At 64.1% G+C, this 22,729-nt stretch carries 18 protein-coding genes, 1 tRNA gene and 2 pseudogenes; 11 read left to right on the top strand and 10 right to left on the bottom strand.

All coding sequences use genetic code 11. The annotated features are described in order from the left end of the window. Nucleotides 1–88: 88 nt before the first annotated feature. Together A9W99_RS26660 and A9W99_RS17640 are read left to right on the top strand one after the other, a co-directional pair. Nucleotides 89–250 carry a hypothetical protein gene (locus A9W99_RS26660; protein WP_156623152.1) on the top strand — a complete coding sequence of 54 codons (162 nt, stop codon included), beginning with the start codon at nucleotides 89–91 and terminating at the stop codon, nucleotides 248–250. Nucleotides 251–395: 145 nt separating this feature from the next. Continuing rightward, nucleotides 396–671: a WhiB family transcriptional regulator gene (locus tag A9W99_RS17640; protein WP_067380640.1), complete on the top strand. Its 276-nt coding sequence runs from the start codon at nucleotides 396–398 to the stop codon at nucleotides 669–671. Nucleotides 672–750: 79 nt separating this feature from the next. Here A9W99_RS17640 and A9W99_RS17635 read toward each other — a convergent pair whose 3' ends face one another. Continuing rightward, nucleotides 751–2,094 carry an AarF/ABC1/UbiB kinase family protein gene (locus A9W99_RS17635; protein ID WP_067380637.1) on the bottom strand — a complete coding sequence of 448 codons (1,344 nt, stop codon included), beginning with the start codon at nucleotides 2,092–2,094 and terminating at the stop codon, nucleotides 751–753. 140 nt (nucleotides 2,095–2,234) lie between these two features. Between A9W99_RS17635 and A9W99_RS26655 the strand changes: the two genes are divergently transcribed. Beyond that, a complete protein-coding gene (locus tag A9W99_RS26655; protein WP_156623151.1) occupies nucleotides 2,235–2,408 on the top strand; it encodes a hypothetical protein in 174 nt (57 codons plus the stop codon). Nucleotides 2,409–2,428: 20 nt separating this feature from the next. Here the strand turns inward: A9W99_RS26655 and A9W99_RS17630 are convergent, their stop codons facing one another. Further along, nucleotides 2,429–3,292: a cyclodehydratase gene (locus A9W99_RS17630; RefSeq protein ID WP_067380634.1), complete on the bottom strand. Its 864-nt coding sequence runs from the start codon at nucleotides 3,290–3,292 to the stop codon at nucleotides 2,429–2,431. A gap of 37 nt (nucleotides 3,293–3,329) precedes the next feature. After that, complete coding sequence (locus A9W99_RS17625; protein WP_172828894.1) at nucleotides 3,330–4,733, bottom strand: zinc-dependent metalloprotease; 1,404 nt, start codon at nucleotides 4,731–4,733, stop codon at nucleotides 3,330–3,332. A 77-nt stretch (nucleotides 4,734–4,810) separates the two neighbouring features. On the opposite strand from A9W99_RS17625, the gene A9W99_RS17620 reads away from it, so the two are divergent. After that, nucleotides 4,811–5,833, top strand: coding sequence for a PDZ domain-containing protein (locus A9W99_RS17620; RefSeq protein WP_067380628.1), 1,023 nt, complete (start codon nucleotides 4,811–4,813; stop codon nucleotides 5,831–5,833). Nucleotides 5,834–5,981: 148 nt separating this feature from the next. Further along, the gene (locus A9W99_RS17615; protein WP_067380625.1) at nucleotides 5,982–8,963 is read left to right on the top strand and encodes a UPF0182 family protein; all 2,982 of its coding nucleotides are present in this window, start codon (nucleotides 5,982–5,984) and stop codon (nucleotides 8,961–8,963) included. A gap of 74 nt (nucleotides 8,964–9,037) precedes the next feature. Here the strand turns inward: A9W99_RS17615 and A9W99_RS17610 are convergent, their stop codons facing one another. Next, nucleotides 9,038–10,051 (bottom strand): TIGR03617 family F420-dependent LLM class oxidoreductase, encoded by a 1,014-nt coding sequence (locus A9W99_RS17610; protein WP_067380622.1) that lies wholly within the window; start codon nucleotides 10,049–10,051, stop codon nucleotides 9,038–9,040. Between the two features lie 205 nt (nucleotides 10,052–10,256). Between A9W99_RS17610 and A9W99_RS17605 the strand changes: the two genes are divergently transcribed. From A9W99_RS17605 to A9W99_RS17595, 3 genes are all read left to right on the top strand, one after another. Continuing rightward, complete coding sequence (locus A9W99_RS17605) at nucleotides 10,257–10,961, top strand: nitroreductase family protein (protein ID WP_067380619.1); 705 nt, start codon at nucleotides 10,257–10,259, stop codon at nucleotides 10,959–10,961. A 28-nt stretch (nucleotides 10,962–10,989) separates the two neighbouring features. Beyond that, entirely contained in the window at nucleotides 10,990–11,526 is a 537-nt protein-coding gene (locus A9W99_RS17600; protein ID WP_067380616.1) for a cupin domain-containing protein, read from the top strand. A gap of 58 nt (nucleotides 11,527–11,584) precedes the next feature. Further along, a tRNA-Met gene (locus A9W99_RS17595) sits at nucleotides 11,585–11,661 on the top strand. A gap of 77 nt (nucleotides 11,662–11,738) precedes the next feature. Here A9W99_RS17595 and A9W99_RS17590 read toward each other — a convergent pair. From A9W99_RS17590 to A9W99_RS17575, 4 genes and pseudogenes are all read right to left on the bottom strand, one after another. Continuing rightward, nucleotides 11,739–11,986 (bottom strand): annotated as a pseudogene (locus A9W99_RS17590) (transcriptional regulator); the annotation flags it as partial. Between the two features lie 771 nt (nucleotides 11,987–12,757). Then, complete coding sequence (locus A9W99_RS17585; RefSeq protein WP_082930071.1) at nucleotides 12,758–15,115, bottom strand: DEAD/DEAH box helicase; 2,358 nt, start codon at nucleotides 15,113–15,115, stop codon at nucleotides 12,758–12,760. Between the two features lie 62 nt (nucleotides 15,116–15,177). Further along, entirely contained in the window at nucleotides 15,178–15,750 is a 573-nt protein-coding gene (locus A9W99_RS17580) for a PIN domain-containing protein (RefSeq protein WP_067380610.1), read from the bottom strand. A gap of 14 nt (nucleotides 15,751–15,764) precedes the next feature. Then, on the bottom strand, nucleotides 15,765–16,286 hold the full coding sequence (locus A9W99_RS17575; RefSeq protein ID WP_067380958.1) for a helix-turn-helix domain-containing protein: 522 nt from the start codon (nucleotides 16,284–16,286) through the stop codon (nucleotides 15,765–15,767). A gap of 374 nt (nucleotides 16,287–16,660) precedes the next feature. Between A9W99_RS17575 and A9W99_RS17570 the strand changes: the two genes are divergently transcribed. From A9W99_RS17570 to A9W99_RS27830, 3 genes and pseudogenes are all read left to right on the top strand, one after another. Beyond that, a complete protein-coding gene (locus A9W99_RS17570) occupies nucleotides 16,661–16,891 on the top strand; it encodes a DUF6400 family protein (RefSeq protein WP_067380608.1) in 231 nt (76 codons plus the stop codon). Between the two features lie 321 nt (nucleotides 16,892–17,212). After that, a pseudogene (locus A9W99_RS27835) lies at nucleotides 17,213–17,740 on the top strand (peroxiredoxin); the annotation flags it as partial. Beyond that, the gene (locus A9W99_RS27830) at nucleotides 17,720–18,178 is read left to right on the top strand and encodes a DUF742 domain-containing protein (protein ID WP_371514970.1); all 459 of its coding nucleotides are present in this window, start codon (nucleotides 17,720–17,722) and stop codon (nucleotides 18,176–18,178) included. The pseudogene A9W99_RS27835 and the gene A9W99_RS27830, both read left to right, overlap by 21 nt. A gap of 67 nt (nucleotides 18,179–18,245) precedes the next feature. On the opposite strand, the gene A9W99_RS17560 is transcribed toward A9W99_RS27830, so the two are convergent. Together A9W99_RS17560 and A9W99_RS17555 are read right to left on the bottom strand one after the other, a co-directional pair. Next, nucleotides 18,246–19,475, bottom strand: coding sequence for a glycosyltransferase (locus A9W99_RS17560; protein ID WP_067380602.1), 1,230 nt, complete (start codon nucleotides 19,473–19,475; stop codon nucleotides 18,246–18,248). Then, nucleotides 19,476–22,691 (bottom strand): adenylate/guanylate cyclase domain-containing protein, encoded by a 3,216-nt coding sequence (locus tag A9W99_RS17555; protein WP_253869961.1) that lies wholly within the window; start codon nucleotides 22,689–22,691, stop codon nucleotides 19,476–19,478. Nucleotides 22,692–22,729 lie beyond the last annotated feature (38 nt).

The following is a 22,729-nucleotide window of genomic DNA, read 5'->3' as shown; positions in this document are numbered from 1 at the left end:
CCAAACGCGCTGGTCAGAAAATCGGTTGTCACCACCGCCGGGTACCGTTTACCCTCGAAACCGGCTTCTGCTGGCCTGATGAGAGGAGGTGGCCACGGTGATCACCATGAACGCGTTCGGCGTAGGCGTGGCCGCCCAGACCTATGCTGCCGGGGCCGCGAAAGCCTCCCATGCCGGCAGCACCGCGGCCGCGGGTAAGCACCGCGTCGCCGCCGCGACCGACGCGTCCGTGAATCGGGGCCATACTTAGGCGCTACGCAACAGCCCCCATTTCGCCAGAAGGCCACGGACCCGAAGTCACCAGGATCCGTGGCCTCAGTTATCGGGTGAAAAACCTCCCTGGTCCGGATCACCGAAAAGGACAACCACCAGACCAGGAAGCAGGTGAAGAGGACATGTCGGCACTGACAGTCCCCAGACGGACGCTGCCAGAGTTGCCGTGTCATGTCGGCGATCCCGACCTGTGGTTCGCCGAAACCCCATCCGACCTGGAGCGTGCCAAGACGTTGTGCGCCGACTGCCCGGTCCGTCGGCAATGCCTGGCGGCGGCGCTGGACCGTGCCGAGCCCTGGGGTGTGTGGGGCGGCGAGATCTTCGACCGAGGCTCGATCGTGAGCCGCAAGCGTCCGCGCGGCCGGCCGCGCAAGCACGGCACCTCCGTGGCCGCCTAGCCCACGAAAGTGCAACTGCCGACGCATTCTTCGAGAGCGGACGTCAGTAGTTGCACTCTCGCGGCCGTTAAACGGGCGGTCAGACGACGGCGGTATCTGGCTCGATGAAACCGGGAATCAGCTCCTCGGACAGCCGCTTGATCGGCACATGCGCATCCAGCTGGCACAGGATGGCCGCTACCGACGCGATCACCCGCATCGGGATCGCCAGCTTGGGCGGCAGGTCCATCTGCCGCGCCGTCTTGATCTGAGTCACCGAGCGGTCCAGCTGGCTCACGGTCATCTTCTGCAGCCACCTACGGGTGTAGTGGAACACCTCGACTTCGATGGGTTCGACGTACTGGCGCAGCATTTCGTCGATATCGCGAACCGAGACCTGCTGGCCGCGCTGGATGAACCCGACCTTCTCCATGGTCGGCAACAGCAGGTCGTAGTTCTTGTCCCGGGCCAGGCGAATGGTCATCCCGAGTTCGATCGGATAACCGCCGGGCAACGGTGCGACGGCGCCGAAGTCGATGACGCCCATCCTGCCGTCGGGCAGCAGCATGAAGTTTCCGGGGTGGGCGTCGCCGTGCAGCATTTCCAGCCGGCGTGGCGCATCGAACGTGAGCTCTAGCAACAGCGTGCCGACACGGTCACGCTGCTCGCGGGTTCCGTCGCGGATGATGTGGGCCATCGGGATGCCGTCGATCCATTCCTGGATCACCACCTTGGGCGCGCTGGCCACGATGTGCGGCACCAGGAAGTGCGGGTCTCCTTCGTAGGCCTTCGCGAAAGCGCGTTGGTTGTCGGCCTCCAGCCGGTAGTCGAGTTCCATCTCGGTGCGCTCGATCAGCTCGTCGACCACACCTTGCACGTCGGCGCCGGGGGCGAGCTGCTTGAGCACCCCGACCAGGCGCTGCATGGTTTTCAGGTCGGCGCGCAGCGCCTCGTCGGCGCCGGGGTATTGGATCTTGACGGCCACCTGGCGGCCGTCTGACCACACCGCTTTGTGCACCTGGCCGATGCTGGCCGAGGCCACCGGCGTGTCGTCGAACGAGCTGAACCGGTCCCGCCATTTGGTGCCCAGCTGTCCGTCGAGCACCCGGTGCACCTTGTGGGCCGGCAGCGGCGGCGCATCCTTCTGCAGCTTGGTCAGCGCTTCGCGGTAGGGCTCGCCGAACTGCTCGGGAATCGCGGCTTCCATCACCGACAGCGCCTGGCCGACCTTCATGGCCCCGCCCTTGAGCTCACCCAGGACGGTGAACAGCTGATTGGCGGCCTTCTCCATCAGCTCGGCGTTGACCTCGTCTTTCGACTTGCCGGTCAGCCGCTTGCCGAACCCCAGGGCAGCGCGGCCGGCCATGCCGACCGGGATACTGGCCAGCTTCGCATTGCGGGCAGCGCCGCCACGTTTGATATCTGACACACACCCATCATCCATTACGGCCGGCGCCGGATGGCCGCAAGTACGGCCGGCAGACGCATAAGCACCCGCAAGCCCGGCGTGTCGGGTGCTTTCGCGTCTGCTCGGCATACAATCCTGCAACTCAATCGACCCGGAGGGTGGTACCGCAGAAAACCATGTCAGCCAAGCAAACTCAGCACGACGCCGCCGACGCACTGTTCAGAGCGATCATCGAGACGCTGGACAAACATCGCAACGAGCACACCCTCACGGAGATGGTGCTGGACGACCTGGCCAGGGCGTATGCGTCGATCTCCACGAACGTCCCGGAACAGGGGCGCCAGGGTTGACCCGCAGGCGCGCACCCGCCTCAACATGAGCACAAGGGGTGCCTGGTCCAGCGCCGGGCGACGATCGAGCCGGCGTTGAGGTCGAACTCCAGCGTCGCGTTCAGCGCCGACGGCGGCCCGGGATCGGGCACACCCGGCTGTCCGCGCACCGCGGCGATCACGCGGTTCACCTGGCTCAGCGCCAGCGCCGCGGTCGCCAGCAGCGTGGCCCGGTCCGCCACGCCAACGGTGTCGCGCAATTGAGCGGCGATAGCAGGCCACGCTGCGTCTCGATCGCTACGGTGCAGGTCCGCGCAGTTCAGGCAACTTGTCTCGCCCGGGATGACCAGCGGCCCCACCAGGCCGGTGCCGTCACGCACCCGCACGGGCAGATGCGGGACGCCCTCGCTGTGCAGATCGCGGACCATGCGCGGGTCGGCGATTAGGTAGTCCGTCAACACCACCAGGTCCACCTCGGCCGGGGTCACCGCGGCATGCGGCTGGCTGGTGTGCCTGATTCGGGCCCCGGAGCAGCGCAGCGCCTCGACCAGCAGGTCGGACAGCGGCCCGCGGCCGTGTACCCGGATCGAGGCCGCCCGGCCGTGCCGGCCAACCGGGCTTCCCTGAGTGGCGACACCGGCGTCGACCAGCTGCGCGACCAGGCCGGTCAGGCCGTCGGTGTCCACCGAGGCGCCACCGGCGGCCCGCCGTCGCAACTCGGTTATCGCCATGGGTGAACGCATGGACCGCAGCAGGCTGGCCAACTCCGGCGCGGTCAGGCCGCACGGTGGACGAACCAGCACCGCGCGGCGGGGATCCCAGCCCACCTGCACAGCGCCGTCCGGTCGAAGTAGCACCGGCATCGCCGGGTTGAGCGCATAAAGCGAGGGCACCGGCCGCGGCATGACTCGAGACTTTGCCACGGCCGGCCGCGCGAGCCGCTCAGCTATCCACAGGACCGCCGGGCTCGGGGTTGTCGCGGTCGCCTTCGCGCTCGAGTTGGGCGATCGCCTCGTCGATACCGCTGGTGTCGCCGCCGACGATCCGGTCGATGAACCCGGCCGGCTCGTCGAGGTCTTCCGCGGTGGGTAGTAGATCCGGGTGTTGCCAGACGCCGTCGCGGGTATCCGCGCCGACGGCCTGTGTCAGGCGGTCCCACAACTCGGCGGCTTCGCGCAGCTTGCGTGGCCGCAGCTCCAGCCCGACGAGGGTGGCGAAGGTCTGCTCGGCCGGGCCGCCGCTGGCCCGACGCCGGCGCAGCGTCTCGCTGAGCGCGGCGGCGCCGGGAATCCGGTCGCCCAACGCCGCGGTCACGACCACCTGCACCCACCCCTCGATCAGCGCGAGCAGTGTCTCGAGCCGTTCCAGCGCCTGCGTCTGCGCCGGGGTTGCCTTGGGCTCGAACACGCCCTGACCCAGCAAATGCTCGATCGCCGCGGGATCGGTCAGCGACGACGGATCGAAGTCGCGGGCCAGCTCTTCGATTCCGCTCATGTCGATCTGCATGCCCTTGGCGTATGCCTCCACCGCGCCCAGCAACTGACTTGACAGCCAGGGCACATGGCTGAACAGCCGGTGATGAGCGGCCTCGCGGGCGGCCAGGAATGTCAGCACCTCGCTGCGCGGCCGCTCCAGGCCCGTGGCGAACGATTCGACGGCGTCCGGCATGATCCCGGCCACGCCTTTGGGGCCCAGGGGCAGACCGATCTCGGTGGACGTCAAAACTTCGCGGGACAACCGGGCCAGCGCCTGACCCAGCTGCGAGCCGAAGGCCATGCCACCCATCTGCGACATCATCGACATCAGCGGCCCGGCCATGCTCTTGGCTTCCTCGGGCAACGACGACGCCCACACCGTGGAGATCTGTTCGGCCATCGGATCGCACAGCCGTTTCCAGGTCTCCAGGGTGTTGTCGACCCAGTCGCTGGGACTCCACCCGACGGCTGTCGTGGTGCCCGCGGGCAATGCGGTGGCCCCGTCCAGCCAGGTTTCGGCGAGCCGTACCGCATCGCCGATCGCCGAGTTCGTCGTGGCAGATATGGGCGCGACGAACCCGATCGAGCTGGTGGCGACTCGTCGCGCCAGGTCGTAGTTGACCGGTCCCGACGCCTGTCCCCCGGCCATCACGGTGCCGGCGTTGCTGAACATCTGCCCCAGCTGGGTGAAGATCTGGCCCAGGTCGCCCATGCCGAAGTCCCCGCTGAATCCGAACGCGGCCAAGGGGTCCTGGGCGCCGGAACCGGAATCGGGATCTTTCTTCCGGTGTTCCCCTGACTCGTCTTTTGACGAGTCGTCTCCAGAGGAGAAGCCGAAAGGCGGGTCAGCCATAACGTCAACGGTACTCAAGGGTCGCCCGGAAAGCGCGACGCCGGGTCTGCTTGTAGCTGAACGACCGTCCGGCGGCGCCGTCTAGTCTTGGCGGCGTGAACAGGCGGATTCTGACCTTGATCGTCGCGCTGGTGCCGATTGTGGTCTTCGGCGTCTTGCTCGCGGTGGTGACGGTGCCCTTCGTGTCGCTGGGTCCGGGCCCCACGTTCGACACGCTCGGTGAGTACGACGGCAAGCAGATAGTCCACATCGAAGGCACCCAAACTCACCCCACTTCCGGGCACCTGAACATGACGACGGTGTCCCAGCGTGACGATCTGACCCTGGGCGAAGCCCTCACCTTGTGGCTCTCGGGAGACGAACAGCTGGTACCGCGCGATCTGATCTACCCGCCGGGCAAGTCGCGTGACGAAGTCGACAAGGCGAACAACGCCGATTTCAAGCAGTCCGAGGACAGCGCCGCGTACGCCGCTCTGGGCTACCTGAAGTACCCGTCCGCAGTGACCATCGCCAAGATCACCGATTCCAGTCCGTCGGCGGGCAAGCTGAAAACCGGCGATGCCATCGACATGGTCGACGGCACCCCGGTGGCAAACGTCGAGCAGTTCACCACGTTGCTGAAGAGCACCAAGCCCGGCCAGGTGGTGACGATCGACTACCGGCGCAAGAACGAGCCGGCCGGCGTCACGCAGATCACCCTGGGAACCAACAAGGATCGCGACTATGGCTTCCTGGGTGTCTCGGTGCTGGATGCGCCGTGGGCGCCGTTCGTGGTGGATTTCAACCTCGCCAACGTCGGCGGACCGTCGGCCGGTCTGATGTTCAGCCTGGCCGTCGTCGACAAGCTCACCAACGGCGATTTGGCCGGGTCGATGTTCGTCGCTGGAACCGGCACCATCTCCGCCGACGGCAAGGTGGGGCAGATCGGCGGCATCACGCACAAGATGGTCGCGGCCCGCGCCGCCGGAGCCACGGTGTTTCTGGTACCGGCAAAGAACTGTTACGAGGCCGCCTCGGACAACCCGTCCGGCTTGCGCCTGGTGAAGGTGGAAACCCTCGGCCAGGCGGTGGACGCACTGCATGCGATGACGTCGGGCGGCCAGCCCCCGAGTTGCTAGCGCGCCGACGATGCAGACCGCGTAGCGGTCTGAGGAGAAGGCGGGCAATCAGGTCGAGCCCATCAGCACAGGACTCGTGGTGCGTAGAGTTGTGACCGTCTGGAAAATTCTCTAGCAACCGGCCGGGGAAGAGCAGGGAGCGTAGCCAGTGGGAATGCGGCCCGCCGCACGGATGCCGAAATTGACTCGTCGTAGCCGGATTCTAATCGTGATCGCGTTCGGCGTGATCGTGTTGCTGCTGGCGGGGCCGCGGTTGATCGACGCGTATGTGGACTGGCTGTGGTTCGGTGAGCTTGGCTATCGCTCGGTGTTCACCACCGTGCTGGTGACGCGCTTGGTGGTTTTCCTGGTGGCCGGTCTGCTGGTCGGCGGCATCGTGTTCGGCGGCCTTGCGCTGGCCTATCGCACCCGCCCGGTCTTCGTCCCGAGTAACGAGAACGATCCGGTGGCGCGCTACCGCACTTTCGTGCTGTCCCGGCTGCGGCTGGTGGGAATCGGAATCCCGGCGGCGATCGGGCTGCTGGCCGGCATCATCGCGCAAAGCTACTGGGTTCGTATCCAGCTGTTCCTGCACGGCGGCGACTTCGGCATCAGAGATCCGCAGTTCGGCAAGGACCTCGGTTTCTACGCCTTCGAATTGCCGTTCTACCGGCTGGTGCTCAGCTACCTGTTCGTCGCGGTGTTTCTGGCTTTTGTGGCGAACCTGTTGGCGCACTACATCTTCGGCGGTATCCGGCTGGCCGGGCGTACCGGCGCGCTGAGTCGCTCGACGCGTATCCAGTTGGTCAGCCTGGTCGGGGTGCTGGTAGTCCTCAAAGCCCTCGCCTATTGGCTGGACCGCTATGAGCTGCTCTCGCACACCCGTAGCGGCAAGCCCTTCACCGGTGCGGGGTACACCGACATCAACGCCGTGTTGCCGGCCAAGCTGATTTTGATGACGATCGCGCTTATCTGCGCGGCCGCGGTTTTCTCCGCGATTACGTTGCGGGACTTGAGGATTCCCGCGATCGGTCTGGTGTTGCTGCTGCTGTCGTCGCTGATCGTGGGCGCCGGCTGGCCTCTGGTGGTCGAGCAGCTCATCGCCAAGCCGGACGCTGTGCGCAAGGAAAGCGAGTACATCAGCCGAAGTATCACCGCGACTCGACAGGCCTACGGCCTGACCGACGACGTGGTCAGCTACCGCAGCTATAGCGGTGACGCTGCCGCAACGCCTCAGCAGGTCGCCGCCGACCGCGCCACCACCTCCAACATCCGACTGCTCGACCCGACGATTGTGAGCCAGACGTTCACCCAGTTCCAGCGAGGCAAGAACAACTTCTATTACTTCCCCGAGCAGTTGTCCATCGACCGCTACCTGGACCGCAACGGCGCCCTGCGCGACTATGTAGTGGCGGCCCGCGAACTCAACCCGGACCGCTTGGTCGACAACCAGCGGGACTGGATCAACCGGCATACCGTATTCACCCACGGCAACGGCTTCGTGGCGTCGCCGGCCAACACGGTGCGTGGCATCGCCAACGACCCCACTCAGAACGGCGGTTATCCCCAGTTCCTGGTCAACGTCGTGGGTCCCAACGCGGCGCCCACCGGGCCGGTCCCGCTGGACCAGCCGCGGGTCTACTTCGGCCCGGTGATCTCCAACACCGCCGCCGACTACGCGATTGTCGGGAAGAACGGCGATGACCGCGAATACGACTATGACACCAACACCGACACCAAGAGATACACCTACACGGGGGCTGGTGGCGTCCCGATCGGCAGCTGGATATCGCGCAGCGTTTTCGCGGCGAAGTTCGCCGAGCGAAACTTCTTGTTCTCCAGCGTAATTGGGTCCAACAGCAGGATCCTGTTCAACCGTGACCCCGCGCAGCGGGTAGAGGCGGTGGCGCCGTGGCTGACGGCTGACAGCGCGGTGTACCCGGCGATCGTCAACAAGCGGCTGGTGTGGATCATCGACGGGTACACCACGCTGGACAACTACCCGTACTCCGAACTCACCTCGCTGTCGTCGGCGACGGCGGATTCCACCGAGGTGGCCTTCAACCGGCTGGCCCCCGACAAGCAGGTGTCCTACATCCGCAATTCGGTGAAGGCCACGGTGGACGCCTATGACGGCACCGTGACGCTTTATCAACAAGACGAGCAAGACCCGGTGCTCAAGGCCTGGATGAAGGTCTTCCCCGGAACGGTCAAGCCGAAGAGCGAGATCACACCCGAGCTCAGGGATCATCTGCGCTATCCCGAAGATCTGTTCAAGGTGCAGCGGATGCTGCTGGCCAAATATCATGTGCCGCCCGATCGTCCGGGGACGTTCTTCAACTCGTCGGATTTCTGGGACGTGCCGCTGGATCCGAATCCGACCGCCAGCAGTTATCAGCCGCCCTATTACATCGTCGCGAAAAACATTCTGAAGAACGACAATTCGCCGTCCTATCAGCTGACCAGTGCGATGAACCGGTTCAAGCAGGACTTCCTGGCCGCCTACATCAGCGCCAGTTGCGATCCCGCGACGTACGGGAAGATCACGGTGCTGACCATCCCGGGCAATGTCAACGGTCCCAAGCTGGCCAACAACGCCATCACCACCGATACTGCTGTGTCCCAAGATCTCGGCGTGATCGGGCGGGACAACCAGAACCGGATCAAGTGGGGCAATCTGCTCACATTGCCGGTAGCCCAGGGTGGGCTGCTGTACGTCGAACCGGTCTATGCCTCCCCGGGCAGCAGCGACGCCGCCTCGTCGTATCCACGCCTGATCCGGGTGGCGATGATGTACAACGACAAGATCGGGTACGGACCCACCGTGGGCGAGGCCCTGGACAGATTGTTTGGGCCGGGAGCGGGTGCCGCCGCGACCGGAATCGAACCCACCGAGGGCGCCCCTCCAAAGCCGCCGGCGAATGTTCCGGCGCCGGCGGCTGGGCCGGGTCCACCCGCGCCGCCGACGGCAGTACCGCCTGCTCCTGAGGGAACAGTGACGTTGTCTGCAGCCAAAGCCGCTGCGCTGCAAGAGGTTGAGGCAGCCATGAGTGCGGCGCGGGAGGCGCAGAAGAAGGGTGACTTCGGTGCGTACGGGGCGGCGCTGCAACGGCTCGACGACGCGATCAACAAGTTCAACAACGCCAAGTAGCCTCTGTCGCGAGCGTGCGTGTTTGTACACCGACACGCCGTAAACCGCGGCAATTTGCGCACGCTCGCGGCAGGCTACCGCTGCATTCGGCGGGCAACCTCGCCATAGCGTTCAAAGCGCTCGCGATCGCCCAGCGCGTTGTACAGCACCAGACGGGTGGCGATGCCGGCGTACTTGTCGGTGAGCGCGTCGGCGAGGCCGTCCCAGGTGGACTCGGTGGCGAAGACGGCGATGTGTTCGTCGGTGATCTGTGCGGCCATGCCGGCGAAGTCCCCGGCCTTCTGCTTTTCCCGAATTCGTGCGGTCGTGCCCTCGAAACCGGCCTCTTCCCAGATGAACGAATAGTTTGGAGTGCTGCCGTAGAAGCTCATGCTGGCCCGCACCAGCTCTCGTTGGTTGGCGCGCTCTTCGTCGCTGTCGCCGACGATCGTCATCACCGGCACTATCATCGCGATGTCCGACGGCGAGCGCCCCGCTTTCGCCGCGCCCTCTGCGACCTCCGGCACCACATGCCGAGTGAGATAGCCGGGCTCGCCGAGCGGGTGGACATGCACCCCGTCGGCGACTTCGCCCGCCATCCGCAGCATCCACGAATTCACCGCTGCGACATCGACTTTGGGATCAGGCGCGTCAATGGGGCCGGCACTCCATTGCGGAGTGATGTAGTCGAGATCGTAGAACTGCCCGTGGTGGTCGAGCGATCCGGTTCGGAATGCGTCAAAACACGCTTTCACGGCACGCACATAGTCGCGCAACCGCGGACCCGGGTGCTCGAACGGCACGCCGTATCGCCGCACGACGTGCGTGCGCACCTGCGTGCCCAGACCGAGCCGGAACTTCCCGCCGGTAGCTTCCTGCAGCTCCCATGCCGCGGCCGCCGTGACGAACGGGCTGCGCGGAAATGCCACCGCGACGCCGGTGGACAGCTCCAGACCCGGCGCGGCCTGCGAGGCGACGGCGGCGTTCAAATAGGCCGTACGGCCGGTTTCGGTGAACAGCAGGCCGGAGAAGCCGGCGGCCAGCGTTCGACGGGCCAGTTCACCGATCCTGCCCAGCGGCTGTGGAATCGTCATCATGTCGACCTGCACGGGGGAACAGTATGCCTGAAACGGTTGCCGAGCGGAGCGGACCCATGCGTGCTCTATGAAAAGCGTTGGGCGGCCGGGAATAACGGCGACCGCGCGGTGCGGGCGGAGGGCCGATGTCGGATTCTGTGGGAAAGACGGCCGCAAACCCGGCGGTGGGATGGCTGCACACCGCGCAGACTTGGCCATAGCGGAAAGGAGCAGAAAAATGGACATCTATGAAGCGCTGTACACCACCAGGATGATGCGTCGGCTGCACCCGGATCCGATTCCGCTGGACGTGCAGGCGCGCATCCTCGATGCGGCCGTTCGCGCACCCAACGGCGGTAACACCCAACGCTGGCACTTTGTGGCCGTTGACGATCCAGAACTCATTCGTGAGTTTGCCCAGCTGTTCCGGCAGGCCCGCGCCCTCGAATACGAGAAGTTCCGGACTGGGACGGGACCGATGGTCGCGGCTGCACCCGGTGCCGATCCGGCCGCTCACGCCGAAACGATGCGCCGCATCAAAGGCTCGGGGGACTACCTGGCCGACCACTTCGAAGAAGTTCCCCTGTTGCTTTTCGTCTTCGCCATCGACGACCTCGGCGGCGCCAACATCTATCCGGCGATCTGGAGTGTGTTGCTTGCCGCCCGTGCGGAGGGCGTCGGAGGTGTAATGACGATGGTGCTCAACAATTTCCGGGACAGGGTCAACGAGTTGCTGGGCGTGCCGGTTGAGGAAGGCTGGAAGATGTCGGCCATGCTGACCCTCGGGTACCCACGGGGGAAGTGGGGTGTCGCCGCCAATCGCCGTCCCGTGCACGAGGTTTCATCTCGCAACCACTGGGATTCGCCGTTCGGTGTGGACGTACCGGAGCCGCTGTGGCCGCCTCATGGCGACACGACGACCGGTTTGGCCGCGGCGGGTTAAACGGTCACTGGAACAGGAGGTATGTGACATGGCAGACCCGACTGGAGTCGGAGTCAGCGTCGTGCAGCCCGGCGACGGCGACTATGCCGCCTTGCCGGGCTTCGGGGCGATCTTCAAGTTGTCCAGCAAGACCAACGGGGGCGAGGTGTCCATCGTCGAGCATCCATTCGAGGTGGGCTTCATTACCGCGGCGCATCGGCATACCCGCGAGGACGAACATTCGTTCGTGCTGACCGGTGAGATCGGGTTTCGCTCCGACGACAGCGAAGTGGTCCTAGGCCCCGGTGGCTATATCACCAAGCCTCGCGGACAAATGCACGCGATGTGGAACGCGGGCAACGAACCCGGTCGAATCGTCGAGATCATCACGCCGGGGGGATTCGAGAATTACTTCAGAGAACTCAGCGAACTGCTCGGTGACAGCATTGGCGGCCCGGTCGGCAGGCCGCTTCATGAGCTGCCCGAGTTCGGCGAGCTCGCGGAGAAGTACGGGCTGACCTACGGCGACCCGGAATGGATGGACGACATCGTCCGCCGCTACCGGCTCAATCCGCCGTCGCACTGAAGCCGCCGAGCCGCGATTTGGTAGCCCGCCTAGCGTTGGGTAACCTTGCGTTTACCGACGCGGGGTGGAGCAGCTCGGTAGCTCGCTGGGCTCATAACCCAGAGGTCGCAGGTTCGAATCCTGTCCCCGCTACCAGCGGAAATGGCCCCCGGAGACTTCTCCGGGGGCCATTTTCATGCTGGTGTGCACGGGTTTGGGAACGTCAGCTTGGGCAGGGTGCCCAGTTCGGTGTGCGACAGGTCTCCGCTTTCGAGCTTTGACCCCGAGCCTGTGAGACGCCCATGATGGCAGCGACGTCGGCCTAGCGGGCATGCCCTTGCGCCTTGCGGATGTCGGCAGGGCGCTGCGCCTGCCCGGCGTCATGCATTTCCTTTCGCGCCGCATCGGCGCGGGCTGGATCCAGGAGCCCCTGCGCGATGGCCTCCGCGCGAATCTCACGCCAGTTGCGTGCCATGCTCAATCACCTCCCTCAGACACCATCCAGTTCTCGTATCGCTGTTTGCGACCGGAATTTTTTTCGTACGGCCCCCCTGTGGGTGTGTTTCAAACTCCCTTCAAGCCCGAATTTGGGCGGCAGGTCGCTAAAACCTAGCGGAGACAATCACGGGGAACACGTCATCAGCATCGCCAATAGCCATTGACGTGAGTCCCGTTTTTCTTCGTATAACCGTTGACCCACGTGCAGCCGATGTTGGGGGCATTCACATTAGGGGGATTCGGCGTAGCAATACCGACGGGCGGGGGCGAAACACCCGGCGGGGGCACAACGGGCGCAGGACTGGCGGAAGCAGACGAAGTGGGCGTCACCGCCGTGCAGTACTACGACTGCCGATAATCGACGCATAGTTGCCGGTCGACGTGTGTCCATTGGCCGCCGGTGCATAGGGAATAGGTTCCGCCCGGTTCCGAGCTGATTGCACGTTCTGGACAGTCGGCGCGAGCAGTCGGAGCACCGAAGCAGGCAGGAACGCCGCACGCCAGAACGACACAAACCTGAACCATCGCAGCGATACGCATGGCCGAAAACTACCCGTCACGTCCGAAAACTACCCATACACGGTGCGACATCTGAGAAACCAAGAAAGTTGGAAACGAGACTTGACGGTCAAGCCGATCATTCCTGCGACTTGAACGAGCGGCAGCGGGCATTGATGCTCATGGGCCGCGGACGGCGGCGATCGGGTCCTATGACCGCCGGTTCAGCGGCCTCAGCGGTCCTAACCAGCGGGGCTTATCGGACCATTTTCCGCGGATCCGGGAACCCCATTTTGATGTAGCCAGGTGCGCGCTTTCGTAGAGAAGAGGCGAGTACCGGCGTGAGTTCGTCGTAGTAGTCGTGCACAGTCGCGGTGGTCTTTGCGACGTGGGGGCGGGTGATGCGCCCGACGTACTGAACGAGCCTGTTCTTGAAGGTGATCGGGGCGGCTAGAAACAGCGTGTCCAAGACCGGGCAATCAAATCCCTCACCGATGAATGAGCCTGTGCCAATTATCAGCAAGGGCTCGGTGTCGGCGGTGTGGTTGGCGAGTTGTTCGGAGATCTCCCGGCGCTCCCGCGCCTTCATTTGGCCGCTGAGTACGACGACCGACTTGCCGGCTGCGCGGAGACGCTCGGCGATTGCTTTCAGGTGGTCGATCCATGTGGTGAGTACAAGGATGTTGGCACCATCGCGGTGAGCGGCGAGGACGTCGGTGACGATCTGCTCGAGCCGGGCGTCATCGGCGATCAATGCTCGATAGATCTCGGCCATTCCGCCCGGCGCGTTGGGATCGGCTTCGCCGGTGTAGCGGAACCCAGTCCGGTGAAGCTGGAGGACCGGGTGTGGTGCAATCAGGCCGGTGTCCGCTGAGGGGAGCTGGCCGGCGGCATGAGCCTCAAGAGTCACGTGATGTGATCCGAGTTGGTGGTAGATCAGACCCTCAAGCCCATCGCGGCGCTCGGGTGTGGCGGTGAGTCCGAGCCAGTATTTTGCAGGTATTCGATTGAGTACCTGGAAGAATGCGCTCGCGGCGATGTGATGGCATTCGTCGACAATCACGAAACCGTAATTCGCCGTAAGGTTTTCGATGTTATCACGACGGGCAAGTGTAGGTAAGAGAGCGACGTCGATGATGCCGGTGGTTTTGGATCGGCCGCCGCCGATCTGTCCGCACTTGAATCCGAGATGCTTCTGCAGCCGATCACGCCATTGGTCGGCGAGTGCTTTGCGGTCCACCAGGATGAGGGTCGAAGTGGCACGGGAGGCGATCGCGGCGCAGGCAATCACGGTTTTACCTGAGCCAGGGGGTGCGATAAGCACACTGGAGTCTTCTTCGACGAGCTCTCCGGCGGCGGCGGCCTGTTCGGTCCTGAGCGGCGTCGCGCAGCTGAATTCGTGAGTATCGCCGACAGCGCGGTTGTCGTCGATGCGCAACGTGCTGTCGGCTGAGTCAACCAGGTCCGATAACAGCGCGTACAGCCCGCGCGGCAAGACGAGATTGCCCTCGGCCGTCTCGTCATAGCTGTGCAGAAAACGCGGCGTGTCCCAAGTACTGCGTCGGGCCCTCTGCCGGGCATCGAACTCCGGATTTCGAATGGAGGCTGCGTGTTTGACGGCCGCAATCATGGCTGGACCCAGGTCATTGGCGGTAAGGATCAGCCGAGATGCGAAGGTTGCGTGGATGATCGGCGCTGGCCTCGGCACGATTTTCGAAGAGGTGGGTAGTTGCAGCCGGCGTACTTGATGGCCGAATTGAGGATCGGGCAGAGTTCGAGCTAGTGCCGCCACGTCTTTGTGCGACAGCCGCGCAATGCTCGACAGGTAGGCCCATTGGTCGTCGAAGGGTTCCAAGGTGGCGGGGTCAAGAAACAAGGTTGTGCCGTGCTGGCGGCGTTTGCCATTGAGCGGTGCGGCGATGAGATTTCCCATGCCGCGGCCGCTGTGGACGTCTTGAGAAGGGAACAGCCGGTCATAGCTGCTGAGACGCATACTGCCGCGCAGTTGGAAAGCCTCGCTGAGCAGGCTGGTAGCGATACTGCGCGCTGTTGCCGCCGAGACGGCCTGAGCGAAAAAGATCCACACGTGAGCTCCGCGCCCCGACTGCGACACCTCCAACGCAGCCGGAACATTATGGGCGCGTGCGGCTTTCATATAGGCCAGTGCATCGAGCATCGCGGCCTCCTTGTCAAAGTCGGCCACAACCCACCAGCAAGTGTCATCGTCGCCCAGTGGATACAGGCCGACGTGGATTTCGCCCCGTAGATGCTGGTCGATCACGTCGGCGCTAAGGGGAAGATAATTCGCATCCGAGCGCTTCATGCCTTTTCTCCAATAGCCGCGGATAGCCGGCATCCAACCGGATCGGCCGTCCCGCCGGTTCTCCCAACGCAGAGCGTAAATATCAGAGCGACAACGAAATAGATCGAGATAGAACCGAATCTTGTCCTCGGGTGCCGAGGCCATGTTCACCGGCGACTCCGGTGCACCGGAGAGGGTGGCTTGATCCGGGGCCGCCGCCCGAGCCTGCTCTTCACTCAGTTTCAGCAGGCGACGCAGACGGAGATTGTCTGCGCGCAACGTCTCGAGCTCACCTGGAAACGGTTCTTCCACAACCACAGTCTGCCTCGCTCGCTGCATGGGTCATGCAGGTCGCACATGCTCAGCGAGACGCGTTAGCTGACGGCTCGGATGAGCTCAACCGCTTCGGTCATCGCGTATCGCTGAGCCAGCCGACTCAAGATCTCCTCAGGTGTCAGCGGTGGCTCGGAAAACCTGGCGGCCATGCTCTGGACGGCTCGGAGCGCAACGTCTGGTGAAACCGATACGGTGTCGGCTGCAAATTCGGCGGGGGATACGACCTTGATGTGCGTGGGGATCTTCGCAATCGGGAAGTCCTTGAGATTGTCGGTGACGATGGCGCCCGCTCCACCAACGAGCGCTGCTGCTGCGACGTGTTCATCGTCGGGGTCTGGCAGATTGAACGTGCCGTCGTGTGGTTCCCAATTTTCGACCAGAGCATCGTCGAAAGCGGTTGACATCTGCTCGATCAGGTGACGGGCTCGTGCGGCGGCGGCGCGCGGTTGTTCTCCTCGGTTGATCAACTTCTGCGTCTCGTGATATTCGAGTTCAGCCAGAATTTCGCTAGACCACAGTGGTCGATACAATCCTTCGATTGCGAGCGAAAGCAGGAAATCGCGCTGCAAACTCGGCCATAACACCGAGGTGTCGAGGAATGCGGCGAACATCGCCGCTCATGGTGTCAGCTCCGCCGCGGCGCCGTCTTTCGGCGCGCCGCCACAGCCCGGCGCGCTTCACGCAGTTGCTTTCGGATCGTTTCCGGCTCGTCATTGCTGTCGATGTCAGCGGTCGCAGCCAGCGCGTTGTATTGACGCTTCCGGCGCTCCGCACGATACGACAGCACATCGTCGAGCAGGAGTCGATGCCGGTTGCCGATTCGTTCGGCAGGCAAAACATCGTCATTGATCAGGCGTACTACGGTTGGGCGACTCACGCCGAGTAGATCGGCCGCTTGCTGCGTGGTCAGTGTCATAGTTTGCGGCGCGATGGTCACCGCCTTGCCCGCGTGGAGCGCAACCACCACCTTCGTTAAGGCCCGATGGACTGCTTCGGGCAGCTCGATTCGGTCATGCTCGTCGATGCCGATCAAGGCGTAATTCGGAGACACTGCGGTACCGCGACGACGCTCGTGAGCTGCCAGAAACCCGATCACCGGCGCGAGTTCCTCAGGGTGATCAGGCAAAAACGTCGCGGTCTCGACCATCTCAGCGCCCACTGGACTTACCAGCCTTTCGAACAAAACGAAACTGCTTTCGCAACGTTCGAATAATACCTCAATCATCAGCTAGCACCTACTCACTTCATCGAGTAGTAGCCGCACTTGTCATATCAATGCCGAGGTTTCGCGCCTGGAAGCGCAGCGACGTATCCGACCCCCACCAGCTCCGGCAAAGCTTTGTGGACGCATTTCTGAACGATGGCGGCAATGAAGATGCGCACACAGCCACTAGCGCGCTGTACCTGCGTCGAGTGTGACCGACTTCAACCGGGAACAGTGACGCAGTTCATAGCCTCCTGAGCCTCGATTGGGTCATCCTGAGCATTCGTTTGCATATCTATCTAATGGCTGGGAGCGCGATGGCCAACCATGACTTTGTCTATGACCTGACCCTTGACGAGGCGCGTCGACGCAGCGCAGTGCTTGAAGCGATAGGTGGCCATTGGGACCCCGTCGTCGTGCTGGCCGAGGAACAGAAGGCCTACGACATGCTGTACTCGGACCTGGACGAGGAGCAGCAAAGGGTCTACGGCGAGTTGGTCCGCGCCGGCGTCCTGCCCGATCGGACGACTGATCGTGTTTCCGATTGATCCGACCGCCGAGCGCAACCGCCGCGCCTGGCTGCCCTGTCCGTGTTGCGATCACGGCGCCAAATGTCGCGATTGTCGGGGCTTCCAAAACTGCGCTACCCACTGGCAATACCTGCTGAGCAATCAGGGGACGTTGGTGCACTTGCAATGTTCGGATTGCGGCCATCTCTGGTCCACTGACACGCATCGCCACGCGCGCGGCCTCGGCCGCTAGGGCTTTCGGCCCGGGGCGGTTGGGGATCAGCGAAGGGCGGCGTTGCTTTCGATACCGAATTGTCCGAGTCGTGCGCCGCGCAGAGCTTCCCGCGTTAGTCTTTGCCGATGATCGCGGGCGATATGGCGCCTGACTTCACTTTGTACGATCACACCGGTCGGCCTCGGACACTTTCCGCGCTGCTTTCGGAAGGGCCGGTTGTCCTGTTCTTCTTCCCATTGGCGTCCTCACCGATCTGTACGGCTCAGGCCTGTCATTTCCGGGACCTGAGCAACGAATTCGCGACGGTGGGCGCCCACCGGGTGGGCATCAGCACCGACACCGTCGACAAGCAGGCCCACTTCGCCCAGCAGCGCAAGTTCGACTATCCGCTGCTCTCCGACGCGGACGGCGTGGTGTCCGAGCTCTTCGGGGTGCGCCGCGGCAGGCTCGCCAAGCTGCGTAGATCCGCTGTGGCGCGTGAGGCGACCAGGCGAGGCCGGCATGCTCGGCGCCGCGGCCTGCTGGCCCGGCTGCTGCCGGTCAGACGGACCACCTTCGTCATCGACACCGACCGCACCATACTCAAGGTCGTCTCCAGCGAGCTGCGCGCATCTGTGCATGCCGACCAGGCATTGTGGTTCTTGGAGAACCGCAACATCCCGCACCAGCGCACCGACGCGTATCAGCAGTCGGAGGGCACGGGTGAACCGATCGGCGACTTGTTCACAGAACCGGAAACCGCGGACGGGCCGAGCCTCGTCCGGCCGTACACGCTGACGGCAGGGCGTACCGACTCCGGTGTCGAACTGGCACTCGAGGCGCCGGTTGAGGCGCTCAATGACCCAGCGAAGCCGCCGCGCTGGCCGAGAAATGATGTGCGGCGCCAAATCTTGACGTTGTGCGTACTCAGCCCTTCGGTCGCAGAGATCGCCGCTCGGCTGTCCTTGCCGCTCGGTGCGACGCGCTTCCTGGTCGGCGATCTGGTGACACAGGGGTTTTTGCGGGTGCACGCCCCCCCGGGTGACTCGATGACAATCGACGACCGACGTGAGCTGATAAGCAGGACCCTGCGTGGCCTACGAGCGCTATGAGGGCGCCGCCTCGACGACGCGACGGGGTAGCTACAGGCCAAAATGACCCTCGGATGTGTCGGCGCCGTCAGTCCGCCCCGAGCACGCGCTGCTCGAAGAGGTCGGCACCGCGCTTCACCCCGCCGGTGGCGGCGAAACCCGCCGCCACCCGTCGTGCGCCAGCGGTCATCGTCATCGCTTCTCGCACCTTTGTACGGAGACGTTCGGCCGAAAGTTTCTTCGCGGGCAGACGAGTGCCGCACCGGGCAACCTCGACGCGCCGCGCGGTTTCGAATTGGTCGCGGCCGTAGGGCACCACACACACGGGTACGCCACGGGCCAGTGCCTTTTGAGTCGCGCCCATACCGCCATGCGTTACCGCACAAACGGCACGGTCGAGCAACGGGCCGTGCGGGACAAAGTGGCAGACCGTCGCATTAGAGATCGTCGAAACTTCGGCTGGTTGTCCGGCCGGGACGGTCGCGACCACATGTACCGGCTCATCCGCCAGCGCGGCTATCGCGGTCGGCACCAGCTTTTCGTCGCCCTGTTTCTCGGAGGACGTCGTGACAAGCACGATGGGACGGTCGATCGAGGCCAGCCAGTCGGGCGCGGTGCCGGGTCCCGGATCAAACGGGCATGGGCCAATCATTTGCACCGCGTCGCCCCAATCGGCCTGCGGATACTCGAATGGCTTGCCGCTCGCGACCAGCATCAGCGGCGCGCGACGCCAGAACTCATCCATAGAACCGACCCGCCGCAGCTGCAGTTCGTCGCGAATCTTGTTGAGGGGCGGCAATCCACTGTTCACCGGACCACTCACTGCTGCGCGGACAACTGCGTCGCGAATTCGTCCGAATCGGTTCGGCAACGGCTTCAGTCCCGGCCCGAAGGGGGGCATCCCATCGGCGCGCAGCAGGGGCGTGAACGGCGAAAAACAGGCCCACGGGATGTCTCCGGCCTCGGCGGCCGACAACGCACCCCAACACAGCACGTCGACAAGCAGTGCATCAGGGCCAACGCGCGCAACCGCTTCCGCGAGATCGGCGACTTCGTGCGGAGCCCGGCGGCCGAACACGGCGAACGCCCGCTTTAGCCCGGCTCCGGGGCTCTTGGCCTTCCAGTCGTCGTGCTCGATCCCCTCGATCCGGGAATCGATTGCGTCCGTGCTGAAGCCGAGCCGCTGCCCGATCTCCACACCGACGGCAAGCGTGCGCAGATGAACCGCGTGGCCACGGCTAGCCAGTTCTGACAGCAGCGCGCTCATCGGCAGCAGGTGACCAAGTGCGGGCGAGGTGTAGGCCAAGATTGTTGACATCTACGCCAGCCCTTCTGCGTTTGCTGTGCCGGCCATCAGGCGGGCTTCGGCGAGACGCCCACGGGCGTCGAGCTTTTCGCAGAGCGCGAGGTATTGCGCCGCCAACTCCGCATACCCGTCCGAGTCGGCCTCAGCTTGGGCCAATAGGGCCCGCGATTTCAGCCACCACAGGTCTGCCGCGGGAATGCCGGGGCGCCGGACTTGCCAGTCGTCGACGATGCGGTGCGCTTCGGCGAGGTCGGCGGCGGCTCCTCGTTCGATGAGCAGCGTGACGAAAGCCTCACTGCAACAGCATGTTTCGATCAGAACGCCGTCGTCGATGTGGAGTGCGAACAGAGCGCGCAGATCCGCGATTCCGTCGTCCAGGCGCCCTCTGGCTGCGGCGTCCAATGCGAGATCAGCACCCACGGCCGTCATCGTGTTGGTCATCACGTGGTGCTTCGCGTGGCCGGTTCGAGCTCGCTCGAGTACATCGATAGCCTCAGCACGTGACGCGGGGCGCGCGCGTAATAAGGCAGTGCCGTAGGCGAACTGCGCTGCGATGATGCCGCTGATGTCTCCGAAAGACTCGGCGCGATGCAACGCCGCGCGCATTTCGTCAACCAGCTCATCAGGCTGGTACAGACCCAGCGCAATCATCTGAGCACCGAACGAGAGGATGATTGCGTAGCTGACCGGTGGCAGTACTCGAGCTCGCTCGATCGACTCTCGAAGATCTTTTCGGCCTTTCGCGTAGTCGCCGCGACAAATCTCTATGACACCCCGAAAGGTGAGAGCTCCCACAAATTCGATTGTGGGTTCGTCATGGGGACGTGCCCGGATCGCGTCACTCACTGCGAGGGCGGCATCGAAGTTTCCACAGCCGTAGTACGCCCACTCCACGGCAGTGAGAATAATGTCGATCTCGGGCACGTCGTCCCAGTCGATGCCGCCAAGCATGTCCTCGACTTCCGACGCCAGCGCGACAGCTTCCGGAATTCGGATGTCGTTGTGGCAGAACGATATAATTCGGCCGGCAGTGGCGATGGCGAAGGACCTCAGGTCGCCGGCCGGTAATGAGAGTTCACGGAATTCCCGATACTGCTCGTCGGCATCACGGTCGCTGCCGACGAAGAGCGCCGTCGAGATCAGCATCGTGCGCGGGGCAATCCGCATGCCGACGATGTCCCTGTGGTCCTCGGGCAGCCGGTCGGCGAGATCGCGCGCGCATTGCCATTGGGCGCGCGCAGCCAGCATGTCGCGCGGACGAAGCCATTCTGCCGCACGCATGTGCCACTGGTATGCGTTGGCGAGTTCTCCTGCTGCTTCGAGGTTTGTTGCGATCAGCGCTGCGTTTTCGTCGGCGGCGGTGGGGTCGCGCGCCTCAATGGCGGCGGCCAAGCGGCGATGGGCCTGCGCGCGAGTTGAGCTCAACTGTGATTCGTAAGCCACCGTGCGCACCAGCGGGTGGCGAAAGCAATAATGTTGGCGCGGAACGAATTCCGTCTGATCGATCAACTCCGCCGACACCAAGTCGGCCAATGCGGACGACACCGCGTCGGGAAGCAGAGCGTGCAGCGTATCGACGTCAAACCGGGTGCCGATCACCGCCGCGGCATTCACCACCGCCTTCGCCTCTGCCGGCAGCCGATCGATGCGTGCCGCCAGCACTGCTTGCACCGTGGCTGGAACAGCGATCTCGTCCACACCTCCGGTCAGTCGATAGCTGCCCCGGTTGCCGGAGATCACTCCGCGGTCAGCCAGATCACGGACGATCTCCTCGATAAAGAACGGGTTGCCGACGGCGGCCGCGGCGATTCGTTCCGCCAACGTAGCCAGCGATGCGTCATTACCGAGCAGTTGGTACACCAGTCGCACCGCCACCGCATCGCTCAGCGGCTGCAGGGCGATCGTCTCATCCGCACGCTGCCGTAATGCACCGCGAAACTCCGGCCGATACGTCGTGACGAACAGCGACGACGTGGCGGTGAGCGCACTGGCGAATTCGGAAAGAACCTCGTCGCTGGGCGCATCGACCCAATGCGCATCCTCCAGCACGAACAGGATCCGCTCAGTTTGAGCCAGTACCGCCGCAGACATCACCCGCACCAGCCGGCGCCGACGACCGTCCACGCTGACCTGTAACGGCGGTGCACCCCGATCGGCGATGCCCATCACATCGAACAGAATCTGCGCCTCCGCGGAATCCGATGTCAGCCGCCCGTCGTATTGGGTCAAAACTTGAGCTCGGGCCTCGTCTTCACTGACGCCGTCCACGGAAAACAACGCGCGCAACAGTCGCGATAACGCACGAAACGCAACCGTGGTGGTATGAGCCTCACATCGGGCCACTACGACGTGGGCGCCCCGCCGGGCCGCGGACGCGCTGAACTCAGCGATCAGTCGACTCTTGCCCACACCCGGCGCGCCCACTACTCCTACCAGGTGGCTGCGAGCCGCATCGAAAATGCCATGTAGGCGACCCAAATCGGTATCTCGGCCCACCATCGCGCCTTCGTTGCGGCCCATCACCGTCCGGCCCCACTCCACCTCGAGCAACTGCCGTGCGGGTACCGGCACGTCGGCGCCCTTGATCGCAACATTCTCGACCGGACCAAGCCACGCGACGCGTTCCACCAGCCGCGCAGTGGACAACGAGCACAACACGCCACCTGACGGTGCGGCCGCCTCCATGCGCTGTGCCATCCCAACCGGATGACCCACCGCCGTGTACCTGCCGGGACCTAAACCGATCGAACCGGCGATCACTTCGCCAGAATTGAGCCCGACACGAAGCTGCAAGCGAACGCGGTCACGGCTGAACACCTCGTCAGCGAACTCCCGGACGACCGACTGGATCTCCATGGCCGAAATACACGCACGTAGCGCATGATCTTCCAGCGCCACCGGAGCGCCGAAAAGCGCCATCAACCCGTCACCGGTGAATTTGTCGACCGTGCCCTGATAGCGCTGTACCACCGCGGCCGCACGATTGAACAACTCGTGCATGACCTCCCGTAGCCGCTCGGTCTGCAGTACCGCGGCGAGCTTCATCGAACCGACCACATCCGCGAACAGCACCGTCACTTGCTTGTACTCCGCTACCTGGACGGCCGGTGTCAGCCGCGCACCGCACTCGCTACAAAACTTCGCGGTGGGGCGTGACTGCGCGCCGCAGGAACCGCAGGACAGCGTCATCGCGGTCGGCCCACCGCCACAATCGCCCCCGGGATCCACGTCATCATCGTTTCACTGCTGGTCAACGATGTCTTTCA

Source organism: Mycobacterium sp. 1164966.3 (genome assembly GCF_001665395.1).
In the GTDB taxonomy this organism is placed as follows: domain Bacteria; phylum Actinomycetota; class Actinomycetes; order Mycobacteriales; family Mycobacteriaceae; genus Mycobacterium.
Note: the sequence above shows the minus strand (reverse complement) of the source record. Positions and strands in the feature narration are given on the sequence as shown.